Genomic DNA, 15,913 nt, shown 5'->3' on the forward strand with positions numbered 1-15,913 from the left:
TAATCCTTCAGAGGGATTGTTCATAATAGTTTGGGGCGGATTATTGCAAGGAAGGACGGATTAACAAAAAAACTGCACCTCCAATTGTTAGATGTTGTCTAACAATTGGTGTGCAGTCAAAATGTTCCTTATCTGCCTCTTCTCCTTTTAGCTGAACAGCGTTTCGTAAAGAAGGAACAAATTCAGTCCGATGATGAGTACAGCTATGAGCCAGGCAGTGCTTGAGGTGATTTTGTGATTGACCAGGTTGCCCATGATTTTTTTATTGCTTGTGAACATGATCAATGGCACTAAGGCAAACGCGATGCCAAACGAGAGTATAACTTGACTCATCACAAGTGCTTTAGATGGATTCACTCCCCATAATATTATCAGCAGAGGCGGGACCGTCGATATGGCCCTTCTCAAATAGATCGGTATACGTCTTTTAATGAATCCCTGCATGACTACATCACCTGTCAATACACCAACGGATGAGCTGGATAAACCGGCAAATAATAAGCCTATTCCAAAGAGCATCGCGACAGAGGGTCCAAGCATGGCACCGAATTGTTGATAGGCAACATCCAAATCCTCTACAAGTATTCCATTCTTATGAAATAGGGCAGCTGAAACAATGACCATTGCGGCATTGATCCCACCTGCAATCACCATGGCGATGATAATATCAATTAGCTCAAAACGAAAAATTCTTTTTCTTTCGAAATCGTTTTTACCGACAATTCTCTTCTGAGTTAAAGAGGAATGAAGGTAAATCGCATGTGGCATAACGGTAGCTCCAAGCATACCTGCCGATAGTAAAATACTGTCCACTCCCTCGAATTTTGGAGTGAAGAGTCCTAAGACAACGGATGAAGTGTCAGGTTTCGCATAAAAAACTTGAGCACCAAAGGCAATCACCACAACAAATATCATGACCGTGATCAAGGCTTCGAATGTCCGATAACCTCTACGCTGGATTTCCAAAATGGCAAAAGAACCAATCGCTGCAATAATGGCCGATGTGATGAGCGGTAAGTCAAATAGCAAATAAATTCCCAGTGCCGCTCCTATGAATTCAGCTAAGTCCGTTGCCATTATGACTGCTTCGGCTTGAATCCATAATAAGAAAGATGTCTTTTTCGAAAATTTCTCCCTGCATAACTCAGGTAGGTTCTTTCCTGTCGCTATCCCCAATTTAGCGGATAGTGATTGAATCAGCACAGCCATTAAATTAGATGCGAAGATAACCCATAATAATGTATAGCCATATTTAGATCCGGCAGTAATATTGGTAGCATAATTCCCTGGATCAATATAGGCCACAGCTGCTATAAAGGCCGGCCCTAGATAAGGAAGCAGTTGTTTGATCCCTCTCGAGGAAGATTGATGCAATACATCGGACATTTCTATTTCAGCTCCTTTTTACACGCAACTTAAATTGTTGCAACGGGTAAACTTTTTAGGTTATTAGCAATTATATTCCTGGATCTTGAAAATGTCAAAAAAATTTTTTTACATGAATTTAACTGCATGAGGTGGATGTTTTTAATGTGAACGAAGGCGTGTAAAAAGAGGTTCGGACACTTCTGACTTGAAGTCAGGCCAATTGCACTATAAAAATCTTTCATGTTCGGCTTTAAAGTAGAAGCATTTAAAAAAAATCCCCTTGCCAGTTTCGGCAAAGGGGGGTTTGTATCTATTTAACCGAACCGCATTGCCTCTCGACTTCCTCGGAAAACAGTTTTTGAATTCTTTGGGTTATCGGACCGGGTTCCCCGGCTGCAATCGATTGGCCATCGATATTTATAATTGGTGTCACTTCGACGCTTGTGCTCGTATAAAGGACTTCATCGGCTGCCATCATGTCCTCGACAGTGAAGGTCTCTTCGACATAGGGAATTCCATGTTCAGCGCAAAGTTTCAGCATCACCTGACGGGTAATTCCATTCAGGATCAAGTTGGTGGCCGGATGCGTTTTAAGTAGTCCATCCACCACGATTGAAACATTTGACGAACTTCCCTCCGTAACCGTGCCATCTCGATGCTGGATCGCTTCATCACACCCAGCTTCAACCGCTTGCTGTTTAGCCATTATATTACCAAGTAGATTTAAACTCTTAATATTACAGCGCAGCCAGCGTATATCGTCGGTGGTAACAGCCTTGACCCCTGGCTTCATTTTTCCTGAATAAGGCGTTTCCTTCGTATAGGCTACAAAGACCGGTTCCACCTCAGCAGTTGGAAATGAGTGTGTTCGTGGAGATACGCCCCTTGTCAGCTGCATATAGACGATACCGTCCTTCAGTTGATCTTCAGCGATCAGTTCTTCCATGCGGGTTTTGATTTCCGCTACAGTAAAGGGAACTTTCATCTGAATCAGCTTCGCACTGTCCATCAGCCGGTTTAGATGCATGTCTCCCGCAAATAATTCGCCATTATAAACCCGGATGACTTCATAGACGCCATCACCGAATTGATATCCCCGATCTTCAATGTCAACCTGTACTTCGGACCTGCTTTTAAGATCGCCGTTAAAAATGATTTTTCCCATGTCTTTCTCCTTCTCAGCCTTTTATTTAGCCAATTCATGAATGGCACGTGCATAAATGGACGTGGCCTTTAGCATATCTTCAATATCAATATATTCATCTTTTTGATGCGCAATATCTTCGCTGCCAGGGAAAAGCGGGCCGAATGCAACACCTTCTTTCAATGAACGGGCGTAGGTGCCGCCGCCAATCGAAAGAAGCTCAGCTTTATCACCTGTCTCCGCTTCATAAACTTGCTGCAACGTCTTAATCAAGAAGCTTTCACTGCTCACATAATGTGGAATAGAATGCGAATTGGTCTTCACTTTCAAATTATATGCCGCAAGCCTCTCTTCCAATGCCGCCTTTTCCTGTTCCCACTCAAACGTCACTGGATAGCGCATACTGAAACCAATCGAGCTGTCCCTTTGTTTAGAATAATTGAAAACGCCGGCATTGACCGTCAATTCTCCTGTTTGCTCATCTGAATAAGCCACACCTAAATTATTTCCACGGGAATCTTCAAACAAACGATCCTTGATGAAAGTGAAGTAAGCTTTCGCCTGCGGATCAAGAGTGAGATCAGCTAAAAAGTCGGCTAAATGCAGACCTGCATTTATTCCATTTTTCGGTTCCATTGCATGTGCCGAGACACCATTCATTTCAAGGAGCACTTGATTTTTTTGCGGAACGGCCTGGCCTTTCAATGAGTATTTTTGCAAATAAGCCTTATAGTTTGCCACTACTTCAACTGGATTAGCCGCTTCCACAGTCGCCGTAGCAAAATCCGGTACCATATTCGTCCTTCGGCCTGAAGAAAATTCCATAACATTCACGTTTGAGCTCGTACCATTTTCTGCATCGGCAGGTTGGATAACCGAGAAATCCCAAATTCCCTTTTCCGCACTGATGATCGGGAAGTCAGCATCTGGTGCGAAGCCCATCGATGGCATTTCCTCCACTTCAAAGTACCGGTCAACGCAGCGCCAGTTCGATTCTTCATCCGTTCCAATGATCATCCTTACACGTTTGTTCAAAGGTTTTCCTAGCTCCCTGACTAGCTTCATTGCATGATAGGCAGCCATCGTCGGTCCTTTATCATCGATTGCCCCACGAGCATATATGCGGCCATTACGGATTTCAGCGCCAAACGGATCCGAACTCCATCCATCTCCTTCAGGTACCACGTCGACATGGCATAAAATACCGATTAACTCCTCGCCTTCACCCATTTCAATATGGCCAGCGACATTATCGACATTTTTCACAGTAAAACCGTCTTTTTCGCCTAATTTAAGCATGTAATCAAGCGCTTCCTTGACCCCTTTACCGAATGGGGCCTCCTCTGTCGGATGCTCTTCATCCAATACACTTTTTATTTTCAATAAGTTTTGTGTGTCCAGTAATAGGTCCATTTTCCGTTTTTCAACTTCTTCTCGCCAATTCAATTCACTCAAAATACGTCAACTCCTCTTTTATATATATTTTACATTTTATCACTTTTCCTATCTGATTCGCCAAGCGTAGCAATCTTTTCTTCGTATTCCCGTTTTATTGCGAATGTCAAACTACCGATAAATTCCCCTTATTATAAACCCTCTTTTTTAAAAAGAAGGTGATTTCACTTGACTCTCTTCATCCATTAACTCCGTTACTTTTCGGTTTAGTCTTGGGATATATAACGCTAAAAATAAGGAACGACCTAAACTGAATGCCAGAAATGCAAGCCATAATCCATGATTGCCATGCTGGGGGACTGCTGAGAATTGGACAACTAGAAAGGCCAATAGTGCAAGGAGCATCGAGTTTCTTATAGGAACCGCTTCAGTCGCACCGGTAAATACCCCATAGAAAATGAGTCCGATAAAGGCAGTGAAAGGGAATAGGACAATCCAAAGTCCGTATTCATGGGCCAGTTCGATGACACCTGGGATATTCGTGAAAAGGAGAATGACCTTATCGCTAAATAGATAGTATGATATAGCAAGTATGAGCGAGGCATACAAGCCCCACTGCGCAGAAAGTGAGAGAGTTTTTTTATAAAGGTGAATATCTCTCGAACCAATGGCCTTTCCAATTAGAAGACTGGACGCATTCGCGAAGCCATCAAAGCAATAGGCCATCAGGTAATGGATTTGTATGAGTACGGCGTTGGCCGCCAATGTCTCTGTCCCGAAAGTGGCTCCTTTAGCCGTAAAAAGATTGAAAACCGTAATCAGGCAAATGGTCCTGATGAATAAATCCCTGTTGACCACCATCATTTTCTTCAGGGAAGCATGATCGAACCCCTCCCGGAATGAAAAAGCATCCGGTATGATAACCGCTTTCCGAATCACCCACAAGCCCAGGAAAAAAGCGGCAATCTCTGATATCAATGAAGCGGCAGCAACCCCTGATACTGACCATGAAAAGCCATTTACGAAAACCAGGCATAAGATAATATTGATCACGTTCATGAAAACTTGTATGAACAAAGATGTTTTTATCCTGGATTTCCCGATTAACCAGCCTAGGATGACATAGTTCAATAATGCAAAAGGTGCACCCCATATCCGGATGCTGAAGTAATCTGCAGCAAAGGCGGAAACGTCCGATTCCGGACCGATTGCACCTAACGAAACATTCAAAATGGGTTTTTGGATCACGATAAAAAGAAGACCGATAATTGCTGCTATGAAAAAAGGCCGAATCAAAGCCATCAGGCTTTGATTTTCATCCCTTGCTCCCTCCGCTTGTGCTGCAAAGGCAGATGTACTGACACGAAGAAATCCAAAAAGCCAATACATCGTGTTAAAGATAATGGTTCCGACAGCTACCCCGCCTATATAAGCGGGATCACTCAATTTTCCAACAACAGCCGTATCAACCGCACCGAGCAAGGGCGTACTCATCGTCGAAATCGTAAGCGGAATGGCCAAGGAAAGATACATTTTGTTATTCATATTTGAATGACCTCCTTTTTACATAAAAGACTTTTTCAGGTCTGAAAAGTTAAAATTGGAATGACGTTATAAAAAATATATTAAAAGTACAAAAATTGAACATGTTGTGCCCCTACCAAGGTGGCCTGGAAATAGAGGACCCTAATGCATGGCTGCCTCTACAAGGTTACTTGTGAATAGTTTCGAATAGAATGGTTAAGCCATTTTGGATATTGACAATCTACGGAGTCAAACTTATCAATCTCAAAAGATTAAAAACGATTGCAACCTGTAGGGGTTATGGGAGGCCCATTAAAATATATCAACTTTCCGGCACTATTTAAAATATACAACTACTTTTTATCCAGTAAGAAGCTTGAACATATATTCATCGTCATAACAACTAATCCGGAGTGATCATGATGGGAAGATTGACTAATAAAATGGCCATTATCACTGATTGGATAGCTTCTATGGAACTGTACTTGATGGATCTTCAGACGAAAGCTGGAAAAGGATGTAGGGTGACGACACACCCATTACATAAAAATTAGTAGATTCAAAAGAGTTAGTGAATCAAATGATAAAGGCAACTCCATTACAGCGTTTGGGTCAGCCGGCTGATATTGCAAATGCCGTGCTTTATCTAGCATCCGATGACGCTTCCTACGTTACGGGTGCCGAGCTTGTCATCGACGGCGGATACTCTGCTCAATAATAAAAGGTGAAAATGGAAAATCCCGTTTCTGAAATCCAGAAACGGGATTTTCCGATTCAACATGGAAATTTGACCTATGAGTGTAATAAGTTAAGTTAACACACCAATGAAATAGCCAAAAGTCGTAAATACCAAACACCAGCTGAAAGCCCCTGTACCTGCAAATATAAAGTACTTTCTTTTCCCCATTCCATTCATTCCGGACATGTAACTGGCGAAGTGGCGAACTCCTGGGATGAAATAGGCTATGATAATGGTCCAAGGACCGTATTTATTGAACCAATTCTCTAGTTTTTCCAACCTCGCGGGAGTCATTTTGATCCATTTGCCATGCTTTCTCAAAAAAGGCTTACCCACCTTTTTCCCGATGAAATAACTGACAAGCATCCCGGATATCGATCCAAGGAAACTGACGAGGAATGCCCCCTGGACATTCAAAACGGAGATGGATGACAAATAGCCGACAAAAGTCATCATGAACTCATCAGGTACCGGCAAGCCAATAATCCCAATGGCCAACAGTCCATATATCGCAAAATAACCATAGTTTGATATTAAATCTTTTACTATATCCATCTATAGTACTCCATCTCAGCACCCTTTTATAAAGTAATCCAATTTCTGATGCGGGCCTGGGTAACGTGATTACTTCTTTTTAATAGGATAACCTAATTTAACCCATATGAGTTGATTTTCATAAAAAAAGAAAAAAAAAGAAGAATGGACACGTTTTTTGTTGAAGGACTTGTATGATAATGGCAGTCAATGTTTCCCCATTACGGAAATGAAAAACGGCAAAAAAAAGCGGACTCGATATCTGAGTCCGCTTCCTCTTATTTCACAATTTTCATTTCCTTGATCGGCCAATACACTAGATTCGCCTTGCCGACAATTTCATCGACGGAAATCGTGCCGATTTCACGGCTATCCAAACTATTTTGGCGATTGTCCCCCATAAGGAACAGCTGGTTATCCGGCACTGTCATGCTGCCTGTTTTATCTTCGAGCTTGAAGGATTCAGTCAGCGGCAAACCTGCCATCTGTTTCTTATATTTGTCCAAGTATGGTTCTTTATAAGCTTTCCCATTAATATAAAGCGTATCGTCTTTATATTCAATATGGTCACCTGGCAGACCGATAACCCTTTTTATATAATCTTTATCTACCGTTGCATGAAAAACGACAATATCAAACCGGTGGATACTATCGATATTCGTTCCAAACTTGTTAAGAACAATTCGTTCGTGGTCTTGCAGAGTCGGCATCATTGACTCACCGTCCACGACAATCGGTGCAAAAATATATGTTCGAATTAAAAAAGCTAGAATGACTGCAATCCCAATCGCTTTTATCCATGAAAAAACTTCTTTTCTTTTTTCCAATTGTAGTCCCTCTCTCTGTTTTTTATTGATGCAATTATATCATAATCCTTGTATGATCACTTCATACAAATACCTACATTTTACGCATTAACAGTAATTCCCAATTCTGTGTTGGGTTTCGATACTTTCTTACTCTATTTTCCTGCGCTGCATTTGCGCCGGACAAATGGCATTATATGTACGGACTTCCTCATTAATATCGTCAATTCGTTTCATTAATTCCGATTCAGGTTCATTGATTTTTTTCAATCGAACCAATTCGGGATAGCAGGTAACCGGCATCCTTGGCCTTCGTCAAGAAGTCTTTCATATATATCTCCCGATAGTGCCGACTCCGGAATCGTTTTTCCAAGGCCAGGATTATTTTTCAGCCCGCCGTCCCTTTCATAATCCTAAAAACCTGATCCATCAAGTTTACATGCCCATAAACAATCTCCCTTCAGATCGATTATAATTACATCTATTTACAATTATAGCATTTTCATCAATATCCACTCCGTTCTGGAAGATCAAATCACTGAAACACCTTCTCCTATTATTTATACCAGCTTTCAGCCAAAACCATTCCACTCATCAAAAAAAGGATTCCACTATTACCGGAATCCTTTTTTTCCATCTATTTAACTGTAATTTTCCTTTTTACCTCTGCCTTGTTCTTCGATTTATCCGTAACTGTGTAAGTCAATGTATAGGAACCCTTTCTCTTCGTATTCACTGTACCCGTCACTTTGATTTTACTTGTCAAGTTGCCATCCAGGTTATCTTTCGCAGATACACCTGATTTAGGATTGAATGTCGAGTTGTAGGAAATGGTTTTACTCTTGGCACCGGAAATGACCGGCTTGGTGCCATCTATCGTGACCTTTCTGGTGACTGTCACTGCATTTCCCGATTGATCGGTGACTGTATACTTCAATGTATAGGTCCCCTTTTTCTTCGTATTCACTGTACCCGTCACTTTGATTTTACTTGTCAGGTTGCCATCGGCATTGTCCTTGGCACTCACGTTTGTTTTTGGGTTAAATGAAGAATTAAGTTTGATGGTTTTATTCCCAGCACCAAAAATCACAGGCTTGACTTGATCATAAACGGTTATTTTCCTTGTGGCCTTTGCAACATTCCCAGCCTTGTCAGCTACCGTATAAGTCAAATTATTGGTGCCCACTTTCTTGGTATCCACCTTACCGTCCACACGGATGGCACTCGTTAAGTCACCATCTTTATCATCCTTTGCCTTTACGTCGGTTTTAGGATTAAAAGTTGAGTTGAAAGGAATGGATTTACTAGCAGCCCCTGATATCACAGGTTTATTCGTATCCTTGATAGGGACGACAATCGATAGCCTATTGGAGATGTAAGCTGATGAAACATACCCCTTAATCTTTTTGTCCTCCGTTTGTACAGGATACCAGACAAATTTATTTCCCTTAGATTCGTGATAGTCAAATTTCCCTGTGATGATTAAGCTTGTATTGAGCGGCACAGAAACTGCACCTGCCGTAGTGCTTATTTCTTTCCTGATATTCGCGCTGGATGTCGTCACCACTTTGTCTCCTGCCTTGAACCAATAAACAGAGTCATGCGTTTGATCTGTCAGTGTGTATTCCAGCTTTTTAAAGGTGATATTTTCAGTGCTCTCCCGGTCATATTGAAAGTCCGATGTTTTAAATGGATAGATTGCCAGTTTAGTGCCATTCAAAAAACTTTGGTTTTCCAATTCGGAAAATACTTCCTCTTGGTAGGCATTCGCATTTCTTTTCCCGTTTTCCTGGTAAAGAGGACTGTTCACCGGTTTTGTCCCATTGTAAGCCATTACTGGGAAATACCAATTTTCAATGACCTTGCGTCCTGCACCCTTGATCTTGGGCAAATCCCTTCTAGAATACATGCCACTCAGTACCTCGACGCCTGCCTCGATATTATAGACTATATCACTTTCCAACTTTTTCTGGTCATACCCACTTTTATTGGTAAGCTGCATTAGGCCGATACCGCCATCGCCGGACTTTATGGGTTGGCCCGCATCATTAAATTGCCTCCAATCCCCGTTTTCCTGCGTAGCCACCGCTTTTACTACTTCAGGGGGGATTTCAGCCACCATTGCCGCATTCGTCAGTAAACAATTAATCTGCTTATGGGAAGGATTTTTCTCCGGTTGGATTTCACCAAAAGCTGAACAGACTTTGGTTACTCCAGACTCCGCAAGAGCCTGTCCATTGAACAAACCGAATGTTAAACAGGTCATTATTCCAACTTTCATTAAAGGTATCTTCATTGATCGAACTCCAGTCTATTAATATTTAACTTTATAATAATAGTAACATGATAGACTGGTGATTGCAGGTACAAAAAGGTATATTCCCCTAAAATATCCACTATTTTTCCAGTTCAATCGAGTAGGAGGAGGCGCCTAGCCTCCGACCTCTCACACCACCGTACGTACCGTTCGGTATACGGCGGTTCAGTTTAAGTCTGACGTAGTTTTGTATATCGTTCATATAGATTTACTAACCCATGATGGAGCCAATAAACATTATTAAGGGTTTTGTCTAGAATAGGACTATGCGCTATGCGCCAATAACCCTTTCTGCTATTTCCCCATTCATATGCTTTTCCAAATGGGACGCCTAATCCTTTGAGTTTCCTCACCCTCGTTCTTGGTAATTTCCATTGCTTCCATAGGCACATTCTGAGTCTTCTTCGAATCCATGAATCTAAATTCTTCAATACGTTCGGAGTATCAATGAGGGCGAAATACCCCATCCAACCTCTAAGGTATTGCTTTAACTTATTTATTCGGAGTTCCATGGGTATCGGTAATTTTCTCGAGGTCATTTCCCTGATTCGTTTCTTTACCCTCTTCACCGTTTGTTTAGCCAGTAGAACCTTCGGGTTCTTCTTTGACTTCGTGAAACTAAAACCGAGAAACGTTCTGTTCCAAGGGCGATCATACTTCGACTTCTCGTAGTTGACCTTTAGCTTCAGTTTATTTTCAATGAAGCTTGAGATATTTCCCATTGCACGTTTGGCGGCTTTTCGTGTCTTCACAAAGATAGTACTGTCATCCGCATACCTTACGAATCGAAGATTGCGTTTCTCTAGTTCTTTATCTAAATCGTCTAACATGATATTAGATAATAAAGGACTTAACGGACCTCCTTGCGGAGTTCCCTCCTCACTTTTATGAAAAAGTCCGCCTATCATAATGCCTGCTTGAAGGAATTTACGAATCAGTTTAAGAACTCGTTTATCTTCAATTTTCCGCTCTAACATTCCCATGAGCTTGTCATGATTCACTTTATCGAAGAACTTCTCCAAATCCATATCCACTACCCATGTATAACCTTCGGTTATATAGGACTTTGCCTTTCGAACCGCCTGGTGCCCTTGTTTGTTAGGGCGAAATCCATAGCTATTCTCCGAAAAGGTTGAGTCATATATCTTGGTCAATATTTGGGCAATGGCTTGTTGAATGAAACGGTCTAGAACGGTTGGAATACCCAAAAGCCGAACTCCGCCGTTTGGTTTCGGGATTTCGATACGACGGACGGGCTTCGGTTGATAGGTACCCTGTAAAAGGGCAGTTTTCATGTTGTACCATTCGGTTACGAGGTGCGGTCTCAGGTTTTGGACCCGCATTCCATCTACACCATGGCTTCCCTTATTTCTTTCTACACGCTTCAATGCCTGTATTAAGTTTTCCCTCTCTAGTATCTGTTCCATTAACATCGTTGATATCCTTTCTACGTGGATAAATGGTCTATTTGTGCCTTTATCTGCTCCACCCTTTTGAAGTTCCCCGTGTATTCACCACTTCTTCCTTCAAATAAGTTCCGTTAGGAATTGTTTGCTTCTTCACAGATAACGAACGCCTAGTATTCATCCTTCTTAATCTGTTCGGTCCTTCCTTGTCTTCTCGAGTAGACAAGTACTATGACCTCTGCTGACTTCTGATGATTCAGCTGTCCATCACTGGAAAGGTTACCAAGTGTACTTGGCTGTCATCAGACCTCCCCGGGTAAGAGTGCAATCTTTCCCTCCATCTATCTGCTTCATTTACTCTGTACCACCTTCGGCAGTAAGGACTTTGTTTTGTTTCGCAAACTCATCCAATGATACCTAGCCTTATATGAAGTTCGTGTTCCTCAGACCGGAGGTTTGCCGCTTGCTTCCTTCAGATTCCACGTCACCGTGGACACCCTTGCATTAAGCTAACCACTACTACTGCCTTCATGATTCGGGACTTCCACCCTATAGATTGCACCCATGCCGGGCGCACGAATAAAAGGAGCTGACCCGCATCTTCGGGTCCAGCTCCTTTGTTTCAAATTACAAAACTATGTATAGTGTTGGATCATCCGATCACTTCCACCGTTTCCCTTGGTTTCCTTACAAGGCACATGATTCCCGGCACGATGAAGAAGATAAGCGGCCATACATGAAAGACTGTCAGAATACCCGTAATGACCATTAGGATTCCGGCTCCCTTCGCTTTGCCCCCTTTTAATAGAAAGATAGCGATCAAGCCGCCTGCCAATGCAATAAACAGCGATATGACCCCCGCCCATAATAAGCCCATGAACAACTTGATTGACATATCCACCTCAGATGTAGAAAACTCGGAATCTGTCATTAATGAGTAGTCCATCATTTCCGTCAAATCGATACTGTTGAGATAAACTGCCGCTATAATCGTCACGATTAAAGAAATCGCAGCGATACTCACACCTATGATACTTAATACGAATTCCCATGTGCGTTTCATTTGCTTCGCCTCCCTAGAAAAGTCACTTATATATGATACCCAATTTGGGAAGAAATAAAAGACTTTTATTCCTTCCTCCACGAAATCTCGTGAGCGTCCATTGGGTATCATCCTTTTCCTGATGCATAGTAAAAGTGCCAGTGCTTAGCTCTTTTGAAAAAAGAACAGGCAGTATGGCAAAATTAAAAATTAATATGATGATTGCAGCTAACCAACGCCCTATTTACGAAAAATACCCAAAAGAAAAGCATATCATTAACACCAATTTTTTGGGTAAAAAATCGAGTAGGGGGAAAATATGTTTATTTTCGCCCCTCTCACAACACCGTACGTACGGTTCGCGTATACGGCGTTTCAATTTATATCACAGTGTGTACTTTTAGATAATGTTCTAAAGCAGAGGGGACTCCCCTCTGCTTTAGACATTTGTTTGAGATTGCTCTTTGGACGACTTTGGATAATCCTATGAATCGGTAACCTTTTCGACAGTAGGTTAATCCTTTCGCTTCTTCCTCCGGAATTCCTAGTTGAATAAGCGATTTAATTTGTTTCTTTGCTACTTTCCATTGTTTCCATATGATGACCCTAATTCTAGAGCGAAGCTTTGTGTCTATTCGTTCCGTCATTTTTTTCATGTTTGCCACTCTGAAGTAGTTTACCCATCCAACTATTACTTGGTTCAATTTCAATATTCGGTAGTCTAGTGGAACATTCCAATTTCGCTTTGTCAGTTGTCGAAGTTTCCTTTGAAACTTCTGTACAGAACTTGGATGAGGTTTCACTTTGTAGTTGTTGTTATTAGTGCCATAATAATACCCAAATCCTAAGAATTTCAACTCTTTTGGACGTGAGATTCTACTCTTCTCTACGTTGACTATCAGGCCTAATTCCTCTTCTATAAATCTCACGATTGTGCTCATTACTCGGTTCGCTGCCTTTTCACTTTTCACAAAGATAAGGGCATCATCAGCGTACCTCACGAACCTTAGTCCTCTTTTCTCCAGTTCCTTATCAAGTTCGTTTAACATTATATTACTTAATAGTGGACTGAGGTTGCCTCCTTGCGGAGTACCGACAGGTGTGTCTTCATATTTTCCATTCACCATGACTCCACTGACTAAGTATTTTCTGATTAACGAGATGACATTTCCGTCTTTTATTGTGTTGGATATGATTCTCATGAGTTTATCGTGATGGACGGTATCGAAGAATCTTTCAAGATCAATGTCGACTACCCAATCATGTTCATCATTCAGAAACTCCAGGCTTTTAATTATCGCCATTTCACAACTTCTTTTTGGTCTGAAACCGTAACTGAATTCACTGAATTGCTTTTCAAATAGTGGACTGAGAACTTGATGAATGGCTTGTTGAACGACTCTATCCACTACTGTTGGTATTCCCAATTTGCGCATCTTTCCATTTTCTTTTGGGATCTCCACTCTTAAGGCAGCTTGTGGTTGGTATCTTCTTGTTCTGATGCGCTGACGCAGTTCATCTTTGTTCTCTTTCAGGTATTGCTTTAGTTCGTCGATTGTTACTCCGTCGACCCCACTTGCACCTTTATTTTTATAGACACGTATGTAGGCTTCGTTCATATTTTTATTACTTAGGATTTGTTCTAAAAGTTCCACACTCGTTTCTCCTTTCCTCTCACGTAGTAAGTGATATCTCCATTTTGGTTATTCTTTGAGGTACGCTCATACTTTTACCATTAACACATTCGGAGTTCGTCACTTACGCATTCGTGGCGTTGAAACACTATAAATTGTTCAGCCCTTCATGAAATTATTTCATTACTATGGCTTCTGCTGACTTCTTGCGACTAACCTTTTTCGACTGTACTTCTGTACATCCGCAAGACCTCCCAGGGTAAGACACCTATCTTTCCTCTTTTACTCGCCTGATTTACTCTATAAAGTTACGCACATCTTTTGGACTTTAACTTGTCTTGGAGTTTAATCCCTTTATAGAGCCTTAGTATCAGATTCCTGTTCGTCGAGCCAAGATTTTATTCCACGCTTCCTCCAGCCCTTACCTCACGATAAGTACCTTGCGCTTCCTTAGTGGTTGGTCGATGTGTACCCCCACAGTGGACTTTCACCACCTAGATAGTTGCCATACCTGGCACACAAGGAAAAAGACTCTTTTTTTTCAGAGTCTAATAAACATTCCTATTCACGATCAACGCCACCAATTCTTCGACAGACGGCTCTTTGGGCATCATATCTTGTGCAAATCCATAGTCTTCAAGTCTTTTGCCGGTGCTTTTCCCGATTACCCCGATGGAGGCTTGATTTAGCAGCGCTTCAATATCCACGTCTGCCTTGTTCCCGTATTCCATCAGCATATCCACTGAATGCTGATTCGAAAAAAGTACCGTATCGACTTCTTTTCCGTCCAGCATTCCCGGAAGGATTTCAAGGAATCTTTCATCAACAAATTTATCGATGGATTGAAAATAAGCTTCTGCCCCATATTCCGAATTTTGTTCCTGTTCCCTATCTCCAATTACCAACAGTGTTCCAGTTTCCTCCATCTCGGATTTGAGCTTGGCCATCAGTCCGCGTTGTTGTAAAACTTTCTTCGATTTCCTCGATAATACATAAAGTTCCGAAGAAATCCGGCGGTAATCAATGGCATATTCAGCTAGTAAATCTAAGAACCCATGGACACTTTCGGGTGAAGTGAAGAGAATTCGATCATACAAAAGAAACGAGAGCAGCTGACTTTCTTCAATTTTCACTTTTGTCGCATTCCATTTAGGAAACTCAATGATATCACCGCCAAGTTCATGCAGGGCTTCTGCCAATGAACTCTTTGCCGTCCCGGTCCGGGCCACTAAAAATCGTTGTCCATAAAGAGGCTTGTTTTCGAACCATTGCAGTTTGCCCCTTAGTGAAATGATATCTCCTATCAAGGTGACCGCCGGATTGCCAAGCGACCTTTCACATACCCTTTCGACGATATCGTCCAAGGTCCCCTCGACCGTTTCCTGTCTTCCATATGTGCCCCATTGAATGACGAGTGCCGGCGTATTCCCTGGCTTTCCATGATTGATCAAATTTTCGCGGATATAAGGAAGGTTGGCCACACCCATATAAAAGGCAACCGTATCCATACTATTCACAAGCCCATTCCAATCTATATCCTTCTTCGTTTGGTCATGGACCGTAACCATCGCAAAGGAACGTCCATAATCCCGATGCGTGACGGGAACTCCTGCGTACATGGATGCGGCAATGCCAGACGTAACCCCCGGAATGACTTCGAATGGGATCCCCTGTTCTTTCAACGATCCCGCTTCCTCCCCGACTCTTCCAAAGACGGCAGGATCACCGCCCTTCAAACGGACGACCCGATGCCCTGCCATTGCTTTGGACACAAGCAGCTCATTTATCTCCCCTTGGCTGATACCATTCGTATAAGGTTTCTTACCACAATATATCAACTCACAATCAAGAGTGGCAGCCTCCAATAGTTTGGGATTTAGCAATCTGTCATATAAAATGACATCCGCTTTTTCGATCGCCTTTTGTCCTTTTACGGTAATCAGGCCCACATCACCCGGACCTGCCCCAACAAAATAGACTTTGCCCTTGTTCATGCCGCACTCA

The 15,913-nt window shown here is 42.0% G+C and carries 13 protein-coding genes and 1 pseudogene; 2 read left to right on the forward strand and 12 right to left on the reverse strand.

The genetic code is table 11. The annotated features are described in order from the left end of the window. Nucleotides 1–147: 147 nt before the first annotated feature. The 4 genes from UP17_RS18585 to UP17_RS18600 form a co-directional block, all read right to left on the reverse strand. Nucleotides 148–1,386, reverse strand: coding sequence for an Nramp family divalent metal transporter (locus UP17_RS18585; RefSeq protein WP_061464432.1), 1,239 nt, complete (start codon nt 1,384–1,386; stop codon nt 148–150). Nucleotides 1,387–1,678: 292 nt separating this feature from the next. Continuing rightward, the gene (gene dat, locus UP17_RS18590) at nt 1,679–2,533 is read right to left on the reverse strand and encodes a D-amino-acid transaminase (RefSeq protein WP_061464433.1); all 855 of its coding nucleotides are present in this window, start codon (nt 2,531–2,533) and stop codon (nt 1,679–1,681) included. Nucleotides 2,534–2,554: 21 nt separating this feature from the next. Beyond that, nucleotides 2,555–3,967, reverse strand: a complete 1,413-nt coding sequence (pepV, locus tag UP17_RS18595) for a dipeptidase PepV (RefSeq protein WP_061464434.1) — start codon at nt 3,965–3,967, stop codon at nt 2,555–2,557. Nucleotides 3,968–4,114: 147 nt separating this feature from the next. After that, nucleotides 4,115–5,452, reverse strand: a complete 1,338-nt coding sequence (locus UP17_RS18600; protein ID WP_061464435.1) for an MATE family efflux transporter — start codon at nt 5,450–5,452, stop codon at nt 4,115–4,117. 401 nt (nt 5,453–5,853) lie between these two features. On the opposite strand from UP17_RS18600, the gene UP17_RS29325 reads away from it, so the two are divergent. Both UP17_RS29325 and UP17_RS26850 read left to right on the forward strand, forming a co-directional pair. Next, entirely contained in the window at nt 5,854–5,985 is a 132-nt protein-coding gene (locus UP17_RS29325; RefSeq protein ID WP_284149592.1) for a hypothetical protein, read from the forward strand. Continuing rightward, nucleotides 5,982–6,149 (forward strand): annotated as a pseudogene (locus tag UP17_RS26850) (SDR family oxidoreductase); the annotation flags it as partial. The gene UP17_RS29325 and the pseudogene UP17_RS26850, both read left to right, overlap by 4 nt. 90 nt (nt 6,150–6,239) lie before the next feature. On the opposite strand, the gene UP17_RS18605 reads toward UP17_RS26850, so the two are convergent. The 8 genes from UP17_RS18605 to cobA all read right to left on the reverse strand — a co-directional run bounded on the left by UP17_RS18605 (nt 6,240) and on the right by cobA (nt 15,903). Next, the gene (locus tag UP17_RS18605; RefSeq protein WP_061464436.1) at nt 6,240–6,725 is read right to left on the reverse strand and encodes a DedA family protein; all 486 of its coding nucleotides are present in this window, start codon (nt 6,723–6,725) and stop codon (nt 6,240–6,242) included. 257 nt (nt 6,726–6,982) lie between these two features. Then, complete coding sequence (lepB, locus tag UP17_RS18610) at nt 6,983–7,531, reverse strand: signal peptidase I (RefSeq protein WP_061464437.1); 549 nt, start codon at nt 7,529–7,531, stop codon at nt 6,983–6,985. 129 nt (nt 7,532–7,660) lie between these two features. Then, nucleotides 7,661–7,813, reverse strand: a complete 153-nt coding sequence (locus tag UP17_RS27815; protein WP_155727368.1) for a hypothetical protein — start codon at nt 7,811–7,813, stop codon at nt 7,661–7,663. A 334-nt stretch (nt 7,814–8,147) separates the two neighbouring features. Further along, nucleotides 8,148–9,806, reverse strand: coding sequence for an immunoglobulin-like domain-containing protein (locus tag UP17_RS26855; protein WP_081108885.1), 1,659 nt, complete (start codon nt 9,804–9,806; stop codon nt 8,148–8,150). A 191-nt stretch (nt 9,807–9,997) separates the two neighbouring features. After that, nucleotides 9,998–11,260 (reverse strand): group II intron reverse transcriptase/maturase, encoded by a 1,263-nt coding sequence (ltrA, locus tag UP17_RS18620; RefSeq protein ID WP_061461592.1) that lies wholly within the window; start codon nt 11,258–11,260, stop codon nt 9,998–10,000. A gap of 625 nt (nt 11,261–11,885) precedes the next feature. Beyond that, complete coding sequence (locus UP17_RS18625; RefSeq protein ID WP_061464438.1) at nt 11,886–12,296, reverse strand: DUF4064 domain-containing protein; 411 nt, start codon at nt 12,294–12,296, stop codon at nt 11,886–11,888. Nucleotides 12,297–12,655: 359 nt separating this feature from the next. Beyond that, nucleotides 12,656–13,930 (reverse strand): group II intron reverse transcriptase/maturase, encoded by a 1,275-nt coding sequence (gene ltrA, locus UP17_RS18630; RefSeq protein ID WP_061464439.1) that lies wholly within the window; start codon nt 13,928–13,930, stop codon nt 12,656–12,658. A gap of 527 nt (nt 13,931–14,457) precedes the next feature. Further along, complete coding sequence (gene cobA / locus UP17_RS18635) at nt 14,458–15,903, reverse strand: uroporphyrinogen-III C-methyltransferase (protein WP_061464440.1); 1,446 nt, start codon at nt 15,901–15,903, stop codon at nt 14,458–14,460. Nucleotides 15,904–15,913 lie beyond the last annotated feature (10 nt).

It is taken from the genome of Peribacillus simplex, assembly GCF_001578185.1.
GTDB lineage: Bacteria > Bacillota > Bacilli > Bacillales > DSM-1321 > Peribacillus > Peribacillus simplex_A.

Bases quoted from the DNA above. Each gene is read 5' to 3' on its own strand.
- ltrA (WP_061461592.1), bottom strand. From the start codon at position 11,260: ATGTTAATGGAACAGATACTAGAGAGGGAAAACTTAATACAGGCATTG.
- UP17_RS18585 (WP_061464432.1), bottom strand. From the start codon at position 1,386: ATGTCCGATGTATTGCATCAATCTTCCTCGAGAGGGATCAAACAACTG.
- UP17_RS27815 (WP_155727368.1), bottom strand. From the start codon at position 7,813: ATGCCGGTTACCTGCTATCCCGAATTGGTTCGATTGAAAAAAATCAAT.
- UP17_RS18605 (WP_061464436.1), bottom strand. From the start codon at position 6,725: ATGGATATAGTAAAAGATTTAATATCAAACTATGGTTATTTTGCGATA.
- UP17_RS29325 (WP_284149592.1), top strand. From the start codon at position 5,854: ATGGGAAGATTGACTAATAAAATGGCCATTATCACTGATTGGATAGCT.
- dat (WP_061464433.1), bottom strand. From the start codon at position 2,533: ATGGGAAAAATCATTTTTAACGGCGATCTTAAAAGCAGGTCCGAAGTA.
- cobA (WP_061464440.1), bottom strand. From the start codon at position 15,903: ATGAACAAGGGCAAAGTCTATTTTGTTGGGGCAGGTCCGGGTGATGTG.
- UP17_RS18600 (WP_061464435.1), bottom strand. From the start codon at position 5,452: ATGAATAACAAAATGTATCTTTCCTTGGCCATTCCGCTTACGATTTCG.
- UP17_RS18625 (WP_061464438.1), bottom strand. From the start codon at position 12,296: ATGAAACGCACATGGGAATTCGTATTAAGTATCATAGGTGTGAGTATC.
- UP17_RS26855 (WP_081108885.1), bottom strand. From the start codon at position 9,806: ATGAAGATACCTTTAATGAAAGTTGGAATAATGACCTGTTTAACATTC.